At 48.2% G+C, this 12,515-nt stretch carries 16 protein-coding genes and 1 pseudogene; 8 read left to right on the top strand and 9 right to left on the bottom strand.

Going from position 1 to position 12,515, the window contains the following annotated elements; translation table 11 throughout:
• Positions 1-32: 32 nt before the first annotated feature.
• The gene (locus NC997_RS08815) at positions 33-737 is read right to left on the bottom strand and encodes a class I SAM-dependent methyltransferase (protein ID WP_190527403.1); all 705 of its coding nucleotides are present in this window, start codon (positions 735-737) and stop codon (positions 33-35) included.
• A gap of 78 nt (positions 738-815) precedes the next feature.
• Between NC997_RS08815 and NC997_RS08810 the strand changes: the two genes are divergently transcribed.
• Both NC997_RS08810 and NC997_RS08805 read left to right on the top strand, forming a co-directional pair.
• On the top strand, positions 816-1,442 hold the full coding sequence (locus tag NC997_RS08810) for a class I SAM-dependent methyltransferase (protein WP_190527401.1): 627 nt from the start codon (positions 816-818) through the stop codon (positions 1,440-1,442).
• A 101-nt stretch (positions 1,443-1,543) separates the two neighbouring features.
• A complete protein-coding gene (locus NC997_RS08805; protein WP_190430646.1) occupies positions 1,544-2,221 on the top strand; it encodes an SDR family oxidoreductase in 678 nt (225 codons plus the stop codon).
• On the opposite strand, the gene NC997_RS08800 is transcribed toward NC997_RS08805, so the two are convergent.
• Positions 2,208-2,651, bottom strand: coding sequence for a hypothetical protein (locus NC997_RS08800; RefSeq protein ID WP_190414713.1), 444 nt, complete (start codon positions 2,649-2,651; stop codon positions 2,208-2,210). The two genes, NC997_RS08805 and NC997_RS08800, sit on opposite strands and share 14 nt — an antisense overlap.
• Before the next feature lie 149 nt (positions 2,652-2,800).
• On the opposite strand from NC997_RS08800, the gene petN reads away from it, so the two are divergent.
• Positions 2,801-2,890, top strand: coding sequence for a cytochrome b6-f complex subunit PetN (gene petN, locus NC997_RS08795; protein ID WP_190430645.1), 90 nt, complete (start codon positions 2,801-2,803; stop codon positions 2,888-2,890).
• Between the two features lie 7 nt (positions 2,891-2,897).
• Positions 2,898-3,065: a hypothetical protein gene (locus NC997_RS08790; RefSeq protein ID WP_190430644.1), complete on the top strand. Its 168-nt coding sequence runs from the start codon at positions 2,898-2,900 to the stop codon at positions 3,063-3,065.
• On the opposite strand, the gene NC997_RS08785 is transcribed toward NC997_RS08790, so the two are convergent.
• The 3 genes from NC997_RS08785 to NC997_RS08775 form a co-directional block, all read right to left on the bottom strand.
• Positions 3,055-3,240, bottom strand: a complete 186-nt coding sequence (locus NC997_RS08785) for a hypothetical protein (RefSeq protein ID WP_190527399.1) — start codon at positions 3,238-3,240, stop codon at positions 3,055-3,057. The genes NC997_RS08790 and NC997_RS08785 overlap by 11 nt on opposite strands.
• Positions 3,241-3,336: 96 nt before the next feature.
• Complete coding sequence (locus NC997_RS08780) at positions 3,337-3,879, bottom strand: GNAT family N-acetyltransferase (protein ID WP_190527397.1); 543 nt, start codon at positions 3,877-3,879, stop codon at positions 3,337-3,339.
• 79 nt (positions 3,880-3,958) lie between these two features.
• A complete protein-coding gene (locus tag NC997_RS08775; protein WP_190527570.1) occupies positions 3,959-5,416 on the bottom strand; it encodes an ATP-dependent DNA helicase RecQ in 1,458 nt (485 codons plus the stop codon).
• A 385-nt stretch (positions 5,417-5,801) separates the two neighbouring features.
• Here NC997_RS08775 and NC997_RS08770 point away from each other — a divergent pair, with 385 nt between their 5' ends.
• Together NC997_RS08770 and NC997_RS08765 are read left to right on the top strand one after the other, a co-directional pair.
• Positions 5,802-5,933 (top strand): Ycf66 family protein, encoded by a 132-nt coding sequence (locus tag NC997_RS08770; protein WP_242028904.1) that lies wholly within the window; start codon positions 5,802-5,804, stop codon positions 5,931-5,933.
• Between the two features lie 132 nt (positions 5,934-6,065).
• Entirely contained in the window at positions 6,066-6,266 is a 201-nt protein-coding gene (locus tag NC997_RS08765) for a Ycf66 family protein (RefSeq protein WP_199306177.1), read from the top strand.
• Between the two features lie 266 nt (positions 6,267-6,532).
• On the opposite strand, the gene NC997_RS08760 is transcribed toward NC997_RS08765, so the two are convergent.
• Positions 6,533-8,344 (bottom strand): serine hydrolase, encoded by a 1,812-nt coding sequence (locus tag NC997_RS08760; RefSeq protein ID WP_347276105.1) that lies wholly within the window; start codon positions 8,342-8,344, stop codon positions 6,533-6,535.
• A gap of 199 nt (positions 8,345-8,543) precedes the next feature.
• The gene (locus NC997_RS08755) at positions 8,544-9,377 is read right to left on the bottom strand and encodes an RNA methyltransferase (RefSeq protein ID WP_190527395.1); all 834 of its coding nucleotides are present in this window, start codon (positions 9,375-9,377) and stop codon (positions 8,544-8,546) included.
• A 113-nt stretch (positions 9,378-9,490) separates the two neighbouring features.
• Here NC997_RS08755 and NC997_RS08750 point away from each other — a divergent pair, with 113 nt between their 5' ends.
• Together NC997_RS08750 and NC997_RS08745 are read left to right on the top strand one after the other, a co-directional pair.
• The gene (locus NC997_RS08750) at positions 9,491-9,652 is read left to right on the top strand and encodes a DUF2256 domain-containing protein (RefSeq protein ID WP_190414705.1); all 162 of its coding nucleotides are present in this window, start codon (positions 9,491-9,493) and stop codon (positions 9,650-9,652) included.
• 106 nt (positions 9,653-9,758) lie between these two features.
• Positions 9,759-10,718, top strand: a complete 960-nt coding sequence (locus tag NC997_RS08745; protein ID WP_190414704.1) for an isoaspartyl peptidase/L-asparaginase — start codon at positions 9,759-9,761, stop codon at positions 10,716-10,718.
• Between the two features lie 52 nt (positions 10,719-10,770).
• Here NC997_RS08745 and NC997_RS08740 read toward each other — a convergent pair.
• Together NC997_RS08740 and glmU are read right to left on the bottom strand one after the other, a co-directional pair.
• Positions 10,771-11,100, bottom strand: a pseudogene (locus tag NC997_RS08740) (YnfA family protein).
• 6 nt (positions 11,101-11,106) lie between these two features.
• Positions 11,107-12,486 (bottom strand): bifunctional UDP-N-acetylglucosamine diphosphorylase/glucosamine-1-phosphate N-acetyltransferase GlmU, encoded by a 1,380-nt coding sequence (gene glmU / locus NC997_RS08735; protein ID WP_190426984.1) that lies wholly within the window; start codon positions 12,484-12,486, stop codon positions 11,107-11,109.
• Positions 12,487-12,515: the final 29 nt, after the last annotated feature.

Here is a 12,515-nt window from a genome sequence, read left to right as displayed (position 1 = left end):
AGGATTTCCAACCATAAATTGGGGTTAAAAGCTTATCCTACAAAGCCGCCAAATACGGCTAAACCGTAATATTTCCAAGGAATAGCCACTGTAGTAAACCCAGAATTTGTCAGCATTTCTAAGTGGGAGGTTAGAGTCGCTAATTGATCTTGACTAGAGTAACCTTGAGGATTGCTCTTACCAATTTTGTCGCGAATTTCTGCCAGCGTTGTTCCTTGCTGCAATGTCCATTCTTCCCGCGCCGTTTGGTAAATTTCCTGCATCACTGGTGATTCCGGCAGGATGGGATCTGCGTTCCAAAAGACGCCGCCTGGATTGAGGCTTTCACCAATCCGCTGAAATAATTTCAACTTCATTTCATCGCTGAGATGGTGAATTGCCAAGGATGAGACACAGGCATCAAAGCTTTCTCCCAGTTCCAACGCATGATTCGCCCAATCTCCGAAGTCGGCTTCAATTCCCGTCCACCTGTCTGCATAGCCTGCTGCGTGGATTTTCTTTTTTGCAAACTGGATCATCCGAGGAGAGTAATCTACAGCAACCAGTTGGGCATCAGGACAGCGGTTGAGGATTTTTAAACTGAGTTCGCCGGTGCCGCAGCCGAGTTCTAGGATAGCTTTGGTGCTAGAGGGTAGACAGAGGGCAATCGCATCCAGCATTTCGTCATAGCGTGGCAACAGATGGCGAATCCCAGTGTCAAAATCAGCGGTGTTGGCGAATACTTCTCCAGGAAACATAATTTAAACCACAGAGGTACAGAGAATACGAGGAAATAGAGAATAGTAAGATTCTATTAGGTTTGAGCAAGGCGAAGGATGCAGGAACACGAGCAACTGACAATTGCGGAGTACCAAGCGACAGCAGAATCGTTTCGGGAGGGAACTTGGGCTCACGATGTTTCCCAAAATCGTGATGCCTTGGTAGCGGCGATGCCTAAAAATCCGGGTAAAATCCTCGATCTAGGCTGTGGTCCCGGACGAGATTTGCTGGCATTCAAACGCCAAGGGCATACTGTGATTGGCTTGGATGCAACGCCTGCGTTTGTGGAAATGGCACGACAGGCTGTGGATTGTGAGGTTTGGCAGCAGTCGTTTTTCAATCTCGATCTGCCGCCAGAAACCTTTGATGGGATTTTTGCGAATGCATCGCTACTTCACGTTCCTCATTCCCAAATGGTGAAAGTGCTGAAGGATTTGCATCAAGCGCTGGTTCCTGGCGGTGCAATTATTATTTCTATTTGTCGTGGAGATAGCGAAGGCTATAGCGTTCGTCCAACCGGCTATCGCTTTGTTTCTGGGTGGGAATATGAAACTTTGGCACCCTGTCTAGAACAAGCTGATTTTGAGATTCTCCACCACTACTATCGTCCCCCAGGATTGCCCTGTGAAGCTCAATCTTGGCTGGTGATGGTGGCAAGGAGAAGATTAAAAATTAAAAATTAAAAATGCAAAATTGAAGAATAGGTTTGGGAATTTTACATTTTTTCTTCGCCCTAATTACGGCAAAATATGAAATATCAAGTTAGGACAGTAAGAAATTTAAGATGACAAGTGAATCCTATATTTTTCTAGCGGGTGCCAGTCGGGGCGTTGGTCGAGAAATTGCCAACTACTTAATACAGGAAAACCAGAAGGTGAAGGCATTGTTGCGATCGCCAGCATCTGCTGCCGAATTGGAAGCGATGGGAATTAAAGGGGTGATGGGAGACGCTTTAAATGTTGCCGAGGTTGAGCAGGCAATCTTAGGAGACGAACCGATTCATGCTGCGATTAGCACCATCGGCGGTTTACCCAAAGACGGCGAAAGAGCTGATTTTTTGGGGAACAAAAATCTTATTGACGCTGCTGTGAAAGCAGGGGTAAAAAAGTTTATTCTCATTTCTTCGATTGGAAGTGGAGATAGTGTCGGGGCTATCCCTCCACAAGCTTTAGAAACGCTGAAGCCAGTGTTAATTGAAAAGGAGAAAGCCGAGAAGTATCTGATTGACAGCGGACTGACTTACACTATTATCCGCCCCGGCGGATTGAAGTCTGAACCAGCAACTGGCAATGGCGTTTTGACGGAAGATCCGCGAGTTGCGGGGACGATTCATCGCGCGGATGTCGCGCAGTTGACTTGCCAGTGTCTTAATTCTGATGCTGCGAACCAGAAAATCCTCTCAGCGGTTGACCGAAATATGATGTATGGGCAACCAGAGTTTGCGGAATTTAGCTTGACTTAAACGGTTTTACCCAGCCTAGCTGAATTGTCCAGTCGAGGAGGAGACGAGCGATCGCAAATAGCAAAATACTTTCTCCTCCTAGAATCCCAAACGACCAGAAGGCATCGGGGAAATTTAACCCAGCCTCCACTTGCCCTAATCCCCGCACCAACCCAAAGGCAAACACTGCGCCAGTCCTGAGGTGTGGATTGGGGTCTTCTCGAATAATATAGCGGTAGGTGACGCCAAACAGAAAACCGCTCAAAAGAGCGATCGCCATACTCACTAGAAAGTGAACGCCATTCGTGACTTTCAGATTGGCGAGTGTCTCAAACTGCTCCGACAGCACGAGAATATTGCTCAGGGTAGCAATGCCATAACCCAGGAAAAAAGACAAAGCAGCAACAGTTCCTGCCTTGATAGATTCTATTCGCTCAAGCCGATCAACCATCTCGTGCAATATCCTGTGAAAATCGCTCCTAGTTCAGTTAAAGGTTTTTTTGGCGACCTCGTCATTCGCCGAGGTCTGCCATAGATGCCTCAAATTGAATTATGATAGGCGCTGGAGTGATTATTGGGCACTTATCTTTACATACAACTATGGATATTTTGAGTCTCGGTTGGGTTTCAGTTTTGGTTTTGTTTACTTGGTCGATTTCAATGGTCATTTGGGGTCGTAACGGCTTCTAAAAGCATTGTGGAAACTTCTGTTCTGACTGTTCTGGCTTTTTCTACCTTCGCCCTGTTAACGGTGGTTTCTGGGGGCATTATCTATCTGACGCTGATAGAATGGCGCGATCGCCGTCGCCAAGATCGGGAGAGGCGAGAGAATAAGCCCTCTCGTCGTCGCTCAACTAAAGTCTAGGGTCTATAAAAGGCAAAAGTAAATTTTTACTTTTGCCTTTTGCCTTTTGAGCGAAAAAGTCTTCAGGACTGAGGAGTGAGGACTGAGGACTGAGGGCTGAGGACTGAGGACTGAGGAGTGAGGAGTGAGGACTGAGGAGTGAGGACTGAGGACTCAGTAAAAAAGAAGTTGGCATCCTCAGCAGACAGGGTTTCAAGCCCTTGGCTCTAGCCATGAAGAAGAAAGAAAAGACTTTTGCCTCAAGAAGTTTAACTTAGTCCGTGTTCCGGTGTTATTCAACCATCGCCTCCCATTCCTGCTTCAAGATGCCGTATACGAGCGTGTCATGCCACCGTCCCCGGATGCTGACATTCTCTCGCAAGCGACCTTCTTCGGTCATCCCAAGCTTCTGCGCCAATGACACCGCCCCTCTATTCTCAGCGATACAGCGTGCATAAATGCGATGCAGTCCAAGTTCTGTAAAGCCAAATTGCAGTAGCGGACGACTCATTTCAACAGGATAATTTCGCCCCCAGTGTTCGGGAGCCAATTCACACCCAATTTCTGCTTCTGAGGCATCGCGATCGCTTTTGCGAATACCGCAATTACCAATCAGTCCGTCCTGTCTCCGGACGACTGCCCATTGATACCTCCATCGGGGCGTTTCCTGCTGCCACCGGAGGAAGCGATTAACGAAGGCGCGAGCGTCTGCCTCAGTGCGCCCGACCTCTGGATAAAAGCGTTGATATGCTGGCGTGGATTGATAGGCTAAAATGGCAGACCAGTCGGCTTCCGTAAATTCCCGCAGCAGCAGACGATGAGTTTGAATAAACATGACTCAATTCCGAAGTGAAAACCTACTTCATCTTCTACGCTGCTCGCAGCGGGTTAACAACTGATACAGACTCCGAAGATTAGCGTCGAGCGCAATTATCGCAGTGTCTGCATCGCCAGCCAGCTGCCTCTTGGGTGAAGCCAAAAGCCTGTAACAAAAACTGCCAACGGCACTGTCGCGTGTTTAGGTATTGCGCCATCTGGGACTGAACTTGCTGCTGCTGGCTACTGAGTTCCCCAAAAGAGCGAGATTTTCCAACCGAACGCCGAACATAATTGAAGGGATCTTGCCACTCCAATTGTCCAGCACTATGGAGGAGAGCAAGCGCTATAGCACCGTCTCGAAACTGTTTGGTTACGGCGGTTACTTCCCCTTTTGGTGGGAGTTTGGATGCGAGTTGCTGAGCTTCTTGATATTGCGATCGCATCTTTCCCGCAAAAAATTCCCGTCTTTGCTTATCCTCCGGGTTCAGCCACCCCGTCGGTTCGCTCACCAAGGTTAGCGCTTCAGATAATTTACCATCTCGTCCAGCTCTCCCGACTTCCTGCACGTACTCGGAAAGCAGCAAAGGCGAATGAAAATGAACAACCCACCTGACATTCGGTTTGTTAATCCCCATACCGAAGGCGCAGGTACACACGACAAAAGGCATTTCATCACTCAGCCAGCTCGCTTCAATGGAGCGGCGTTCCTCTGGACTCAGCCCCGCGTGATAAGCTGCTGTCGCATAACCGCGATCGCTAAGTAACTGAGTTAATTCTTCGCTATCTCGCCTGGTGCGGACGTAGACTAACCCTGCTTGTTTGGGTCTTTCCTGAATAAACTTCAATAACCCTTGGCGGCGTCCTCTAGGTGTCCAAATGGTTTGCACTTTCAGGTGTAGATTTTGCCGATAGGGGCTATTTTTGAAAACCGCTGGCTGTTGGAGTTGTAAGACTTGTTGGATGGTTTGCTGCGCTGCGGGATCGGCAGTGGCAGTGAAAGCAGCGATCGCGATTTTAGTCCCAGCTGGCTTTAATTTTAGCAGCGCCGGTCGCACCGCTCCCAGTCGTCGATAAGTTGGTCGAAATGTCTCTCCCCACTGCACTAAGCAATGCGCTTCATCGAGAATTAAGCCGTTAATTTTTAGTTTTGGTTGACACAACTTTTCCCAAACTTGGGCACTCAGCAGCGTTTCTGGGGATAAGTACAATAATCTCAAATGTTCGAGAGTTTGCAGCGTTTGCCGTCGTTGGGGAGTTGGCACTTCGCTATGCAACAAGGCAGCGGGTAAATTGCGATCGCGCAATTCCTGCACTTGATTTTCCATTAGCGCTACCAAGGGCGAAATCACTAACGTTAGTCCCGTTTGCAGAAGCGCCGGGAGTTGAAAACAAATCGACTTTCCCCCGCCCGTTGGCATCACAATTAGGGCATCTTGCTTTTGCAACAAGCTGCGAATAATTTCTCCTTGTGGAGGTCGAAAATCATCATATCCCCAGATTTTTTTGAAGGCGATGCGGACTTCTTCCCAGGATTTTGTTTCGGAATTATTCATCATTCGTATGTAGATGCGATCGCTTCTATAGCAATCCTAAATGATTCGTGAATAAGAGATCCCCGACTTCGAGAAAGAAGTCGGGGATCTGAAGGGCTAGCATCTACAGCTCAAATCGGATTGCTTCTAGTGTCTGCTCTTAGCAATAAGATATATTAAGTTTTAGGAAAATCTGACGTAGTTTATTTTAGCTTTTTCTTAAAAAGGAGTGCGCTTAATGGTTAACTACGGTTTAAATTTAGCCTCGTTACTTGGTTTAATGTATTGGATTATCGGTTGAATTTATCCGATAATAGCTATTATTTTAATAATTAAACGTTCAAGACAAACGAGTGTTTTGTCCCTAATTATTTATGTTATTCAAATCGTATTTTTACCAGTAATAATGTTCTCGTGTGGCTTTATTTTATTTTCTCAAGGTTGGCGTTTAGACCCAATCCTTCAGTTTGTACAATTTCTTTTAACAGGGGTCATTATTTGCATAATTATCAAAGATATTTATAGTGATTTTATTTAAAATTAGAAAGGAGTTAATGAAATGATAAATTTTGGTTTAAATTCAGCATCGATTTTAGGGATAATATATATTATTCTGGTTATAACCTATCTAAGTTTAATTAAAGGTGCAGCATCCGGATGAAGAAATAACTTGAGTGCCTCAATTTTAAAATTAGATAAATTTGTATCTGCAATTATAAGAAGTTTGCTGCTAATTTCCGGGATAATTTTATTTTTGCAAGGTTGGCGTTTAGATCCAGTTTTACAATTTGGGCAATTTCTTTTATTTTTATTAATCCTTTATATGATACTGAAAGATATTGTACTTGAGCGGATAGAGCGACGTAGATAAATTAAGAAGAGTGTCCGGTGAAAAAGCGGTAATTCTTCAGAGCGATCGCTCTTTTATCTCTCCCTACGAAACCTAGTTAAACATGACTACATTTTTTATATAAAAAAGGCAATTAAGACTTTGAGGGAAGCACAGTTTGTTGTGCTTCCCTCAAAGTCGGTGGTCAGTTGCAATTAATCGCTAACTATTGACAATTTCCGATTATCAATTACCCATTACCAGCCCCTACAAATTCAGTTTATTTTCACCACTGTGCTTAACTTCAGCTAATTAATAAAACTGGTAGGATTTCCCGCCGTAATCGGCTTGGGAATTGGGCTAGAAATGCCTGAAGGCGCTTCCGTCGAACTGGGTGGTGTCGCCGGTTGGTTGAAGTGTTGATAAGCGGTACGAGATATCTGGCGAATCAACTCTGAGGCCTTAGCGTCATTGTGGGGGCGTTGCACCATCACAGCGGCAATGTAGCGCTTGCCAGTGGGCATATCAATCAAGCCAACGTCCGCGATCAAGGAGCCGATATCGCCAGTTTTGTGGGCGATGTTAGCGCCTTTCCCCAGTCCCCGTGGCAGCAACGAATCTGTCACCGTTTGTTGCATGATATGCAAGATGCGATCGCGCGATGGCACCGAGACCACATTGCCTTGATTGACCATTGCCATCACCGTCGCCAACTCCTTAGGACTCGTAGTGTTCGTTCCTTCCAAGTCCGGTAGGGCGTTGTGGATAACAGTTGACGTCAATCCCCAAGATTGGAACCGCTGATTCAGCGCCTCAGCACCGCCCAAACGCTGAATCAGCATATTGGTAGCGGTGTTGTCACTAATCGCAATCATCTTCGTTGCCACCTCTAGGGCGGTGTACTTTGTCCCTGGCTTTTTGTACTGCAAATCGCCGGAACCAGAACCCATCAGATTTTTCTCTAACGTTAACGGTTCATCCAGACGAATTTTTCCAGCATCCACATCTTGGAAAAAGGCGACGAGAATTGGCACTTTAATGGTGCTAGCAGCTGGGAAGATTTCGCTACCCGAAAAGTCGAGATAGGCACCCGTCTCCAACTCTACTAAAAAGACGCCTGGATTTAATTTGGAATTTTGCGTCACCAGCGCCTGTACGTGTGCTTTCAGCGCTGGGATTTCTTGATTCAGCGTCAGAACAGAAGTACCCGCCGCCGTACCCATCGCCGCGTCAGCTTGAGCTGGTGATTTTTGTCCCGGCGCTTGACCAATCGCCCCGACTGCTGACTGCTGATGGAGGGCGGAATCCTTGTTAGCAGCGCCTGCTAGCTGGCGGGTTGCCGGGTCCCAAGCAGATAAAACAGTTCCCGCGATCGCACCAATTCCCACTCCCAAGATGAGCAGACGGGCACCGTACAGCCAGGGAGAAACCGGGCGTCCGGGAGATCGCGTCCGGCGCTGAGGTAAAGTTCCCCCGCTCTTATGCGTGCCTGTGGGCTGGGCTGGCTGGGCAGGAGGGCGTTTCTGGAAGCGCCTCACATTCCCCTGTGACGGGACGGGGTAAGGGCGCACTGCCTCGCGCAGACTTTGATTGGGGATTGAACCGCCTTGACGCGAGCGATCGCGGCGGCTTGTTTGGGGTGCAGGTGCTTCTATCCCCTGCCTTCCCCGATTCACATCGGAAGCGAATCGCGAGAGTGATTTCCTCATTGGCGTGGTGGATCTTAAGGAACGATTGGGAGCAGAATTTGACTGCACCTGTCGCAGTGATAGACTGGCGCGGGAGGAGTTTCGAGTACGTAGGGACGGGGAAGATTTTTTTTGTTCTGTGTCTAGGGGCGCATTTTTCAAACCGAAACCCATCCTTGCTGAACTTTGATTCTTTCCTCGCGGCGTCGCAGCCACTTCACGGCTCACGCTCAAGGGTGTAGTTTTGAGTGCGTCGCGTCGATTCCGCGACGCGGGTTGTGTTTTTTGTTGCTCTCGCCGACGTTCGCGGATGTCAGAACGATTGTGTTGGTTCGGTGAGGATGAACTATTTGGGCTTTGCCCATTATCTTTAAACGTACTTCCTCCTGATACCGCTGACACAACTGACTGAGTTTCAGACTGCTGAGTCACTCCTAACTCCTCCACCACTATGGTTATTGTTAATTGTTAGCTGTTAAAAAGAGTGACTAACCACTGTACCGGCTAAGCCTTGGCTTTACTTTTCCAGGGTCTATCACTTGCATCAGGGAACGAATGCTTTTGCGTATCGCAACACCGCTAACGGACAAAAGAGCGTTAACGTTAACGTTCCTAGCAACTTTTGCTTATTTTATGGTGCGTCTTGCTGTTCTGGTTCATTAGCAACAGAATGTGGCAAAAATTGTAGCGCCCAGTCCATCTGGCTGAAAATGCCTCGGAGCATTGCCACTTCTGCTTTGCTGGGATTGGCTCGATTGAACAGACGCCGGAATTTTTCCATACGGCTGCTGGCGGTGTGGGGATAGAGATAACCCATTTTTAATAACACGGCTTCCATCTGTTGATAATACCCCTCCAAAACTTCTAATGAGGCAGGGTCAATGGTCAGTTGTGGGTTTTCAGTTGGGAGAGGCAAGGTACTGCCATGCCCGTACTGTTGATTGTCAGTAGTTTGCGACTGACTGCTGAGTGCTGACCAATTTTGGTAAAGCTCGTAACAACAAATCCCAACTGCTTGAGCCAGATTTAATGAAGGATACTCCGGATTCGTGGTAATGCGTACAAATCGCTGAGCATAGTTTAATTCCACATTACTTAACCCGCGATCTTCTGGGCCAAAGAGCAAGGCTGATGGCAGCGGTTCTTCCAGCAACCAAGGTAAAGCGATTCTGGGATTTTCTAGCGGCGTGTCTAACGTTCGGGAGCGGGTAGTGGTGGCGATCGCTTTCACGCACCCTTGTAATGCCTCTGGGATCGTCGCGACTACCTGAGCCGATTCCAGGACGTCTATGGCATGAACTGCCATATCCGTTGCTTCTTTCGAGAGGCGATCGCATTGGGGATTCACCAGTACCAACTGCCGCAACCCCATATTTTTCATCGCGCGAGCCACAGAACCTACGTTCAGCGGGCCTGCTGGCTCTACCAATACAATCCGCACCTTAGCTAATCTAGTCTCATCCATAAGTAAAAAGAATAAAATAGTCTAAAAGCGCATCTCTCTATGGGCGGACATAATTACCTGACTTCCGATCTATTTCGTAAAATTGAATATTGGTAATGTACCGTCAAATTAACATGAAGCGCGTTCGATCCAAGTCCGACTTACCCAGCAAAATTTGCCCGGTATGTCAGCGTCCCTTTACCTGGCGCAAAAAATGGGCTGATTGTTGGGATGATGTGAAATACTGTTCGGAGCGCTGTCGCCGCCGCCGCAACCAAGCCAATGAGTCCGCGTAAAAGCCCAAGTTTAGATTTTCGATACTGGATTGAAAACATCACAAATCTAAAATCTGAAATCAAGGCTGAGTCTTGGTATTTATTAAAAATTACAAAGGATTGAAATATGTCACTCAATCAGGTGCAACCCAAGGTGATTATTCACGGTGGTGCCGGTAGCGCCCTCAAAAGTCAAGAGGGGGCTGACGCAGTCCGCAAATCACTCTACAAAGTCGTGGAAGAAGTTTATACCCTGCTTTTGGCAGGAGCAACTGCCCAAGCAGCAGTGGTACATGGTTGCCACTTGATGGAGGACGATCCCCGCTTTAATGCGGGAACAGGTTCGGTACTGCAATCAGATGGTCAAATTCGCATGAGTGCCTCCCTGATGGATGGGGCATTTCAGCGCTTGAGTGGCGTGATTAATGTATCCCGCATTCAACATCCCATCGATCTGGCGCAAGCTTTACAAGCTTCACCCGATCGCGTGCTATCAGATTACGGGTCGGCAGAACTCGTGCGGGAATTGCAGGTTCCGATTTACAATCCGATGATCGAGATTCGCTTGCAAGAGTGGCTGCAAGAGCGGAGCGAGAATTTTATTAAAGAAGCCGCTGGGGTGGTAGCGGAAAAAGAGCTGGTGGATGACCCAGAGGCTGGACGCGGCACGATTGGAGTCGTAGTTCTGGACGGTCAGGGAAATTTAGCCGCAGGCACTTCGACGGGAGGCAAGGGTTTCGAGCGGATTGGTCGAGTCAGCGATTCCGCAATGCCTGCGGGGAACTACGCCACCGCTCAAGCGGCAATTAGCTGTACGGGAATTGGAGAAGACATTATTGATGAATGTCTGGCAGCGCGGATTGTGGTGCGGGTGACGGATGGTTTGTCTCTTGCAGATGCCTTCGAGCGCTCCTTTACGGAAGCGCGTGGGCGTCAGCGAGATTTTGGGGCAATTGGGATTGATGCAACTGGAGCGATCGCATTTGGGAAAACGAGCGAAGTCCTCCTCGCTGCTTTTCACACTGGCGAACAGATGGGCGATACCTTGGAATGGACGGGTGACACCCTATCCGGCTTCATTTCTTAAGTGCAAGTAGGGTGGCAGGTTGCAGCCTGCTTGCAGTTAGGGTGTAAAAATATTAACCCCTAGGCGCATACATAACGACCAGCGTGCCAAGCAGAGCAATCCAACCTCCTAACAAGTCAAATTTGTCTGGAGCTATCTTATCTACCTGCCATCCCCAAAGAATAGAAAGAACGATGAAGACACCTCCATAAGCTGCATAAACTCTCGCAAAATTGGCAGGTTGCAGCGTCGCAATGATTCTCTACGGAATCATTGCGATCGCTCCTAAGAAAGCAAACCAAATACTCTTATTTTCCCGCAGCCAAAGCCATATCAGATATCCTCCACCTATTTCGCATAACCCGGCTAAGACGAAATAGAATACAGACTTGATAATTGGCATCTTGATTTACTCCTGCTGGGGTTTTAAGCGCCAGCCTTTTCTGACGACTTGACGGGCACGGGCAATTACCAAAGAATCATCTAGAACGTCTTTCGTGACCACAGACCCGGCGGCAACGGTTACGTCTTCTCCCAGTGTCACTGGCGCAACCAGAACGCTGTTGGAGCCGGTTTTCGTGCGGTCGCCGATTTTGGTACGATGCTTCTTCACGCCGTCATAATTAGCAGTAATTGTCCCCGCCCCGATGTTCACTTTATTTCCTAAAGTGGCATCGCCTAAATAGGACAGGTGGGCCGCATTGGTGCGATCGCCCAAGGTGCTATTTTTCAGTTCCACAAAATTTCCAATGCGGCAAGATTCCCCGACTTCTACATGACCGCGCAAATGGGCGTAGGGGCCAATCCGGGTGCCCTTTTTAACCACACTGTCCGTCACCACAGAATAAACCACCGTCACATTTTCCCCAATCTGGCTATTTTCAATCAAGCTACCAGGGCCAATGCGACTCCCAGATGCGATCGTGGTATTTCCCCGCAGATGAGTTTGCGGTTCGATCGCTACATCCGGTTGCAACTCTACCGTGTCATCAATGGTGATCGTGTCTGGACTCACGAGAGTCACACCCGCCGCCATCCAGGCATCCTTGACTCGCTCTTGTAAAATTTCGTAAGCATTACTCAGTTGTTTGCGGTCGTTAATTCCCAGAATTTCCTGGTAATCCTCCACATCCACAGCCATCACCGGCTCCATGAATTTAACCGCATCGGTTAGATAGTATTCCTGCTGGTCATTGTTGGGTACCAGTTGCGGCAATACTTTTTCCAGTTGAGGCCAATTGAAGCAGTAAACCCCTGCGTTAATCCGGCGATTTTGCTTTTGAGCAGGCGAGCAGTCCCGGTCTTCTACAATCTCTTTGACCAGATTTTGACCATTACAAAAAACCCGCCCATAGCCTTTGGGGTTTGGCATTTGGGCGGTAAGGAGGGTGGCGGCGTTCTGATGCTCTTGGTGAGTTTGCAGCAGATTTTTGAGCGTTTGCGATCGCAACAAAGGGACATCCCCATTTAAAACCAGCAAATCGCCGGTGAAGCCTTCCAGATGGGGGAGTAATTGCTGGACGGCATGACCCGTGCCCAACTGCTGGGTTTGTTCAACAAACTCCAGATTGGGAAGTGGGGGCAATCGATCGATGACTTCTACCAAGGCATCTTTGATGCGATCGCCTTGATACCCAACGATGACGAGGCACCGCGATGGTTCGACTTCAGACAAACTATGGAGAACCCGTTCGACGAGCGATCGCCCTCCCAAGGAATGTAGGACCTTGGGCAGATCCGATTTCATCCGCGTCCCACGTCCCGCTGCAAGAATTGCTACTGCTACCATATTCAGCTTTTCGCGTTATCAGACCAGCT

Source organism: Trichocoleus sp. DQ-A2 (assembly GCF_039961915.1).
GTDB lineage: Bacteria > Cyanobacteriota > Cyanobacteriia > Cyanobacteriales > FACHB-T130 > FACHB-T130.
Note: the sequence above shows the minus strand (reverse complement) of the source record. Positions and strands in the feature narration are given on the sequence as shown.

Coding starts and splice junctions, on each gene's coding strand:
- NC997_RS08815 (WP_190527403.1), bottom strand. CDS start 737: ATGTTTCCTGGAGAAGTATTCGCCAACACCGCTGATTTTGACACTGGG.
- NC997_RS08810 (WP_190527401.1), top strand. CDS start 816: ATGCAGGAACACGAGCAACTGACAATTGCGGAGTACCAAGCGACAGCA.
- NC997_RS08805 (WP_190430646.1), top strand. CDS start 1,544: ATGACAAGTGAATCCTATATTTTTCTAGCGGGTGCCAGTCGGGGCGTT.
- NC997_RS08800 (WP_190414713.1), bottom strand. CDS start 2,651: ATGGTTGATCGGCTTGAGCGAATAGAATCTATCAAGGCAGGAACTGTT.
- petN (WP_190430645.1), top strand. CDS start 2,801: ATGGATATTTTGAGTCTCGGTTGGGTTTCAGTTTTGGTTTTGTTTACT.
- NC997_RS08785 (WP_190527399.1), bottom strand. CDS start 3,240: ATGCCAACTTCTTTTTTACTGAGTCCTCAGTCCTCACTCCTCAGTCCT.
- NC997_RS08780 (WP_190527397.1), bottom strand. CDS start 3,879: ATGTTTATTCAAACTCATCGTCTGCTGCTGCGGGAATTTACGGAAGCC.
- NC997_RS08775 (WP_190527570.1), bottom strand. CDS start 5,416: ATGAATAATTCCGAAACAAAATCCTGGGAAGAAGTCCGCATCGCCTTC.
- NC997_RS08770 (WP_242028904.1), top strand. CDS start 5,802: ATGTTCTCGTGTGGCTTTATTTTATTTTCTCAAGGTTGGCGTTTAGAC.
- NC997_RS08755 (WP_190527395.1), bottom strand. CDS start 9,377: ATGGATGAGACTAGATTAGCTAAGGTGCGGATTGTATTGGTAGAGCCA.
- NC997_RS08750 (WP_190414705.1), top strand. CDS start 9,491: ATGAAGCGCGTTCGATCCAAGTCCGACTTACCCAGCAAAATTTGCCCG.
- NC997_RS08745 (WP_190414704.1), top strand. CDS start 9,759: ATGTCACTCAATCAGGTGCAACCCAAGGTGATTATTCACGGTGGTGCC.
- glmU (WP_190426984.1), bottom strand. CDS start 12,486: ATGGTAGCAGTAGCAATTCTTGCAGCGGGACGTGGGACGCGGATGAAA.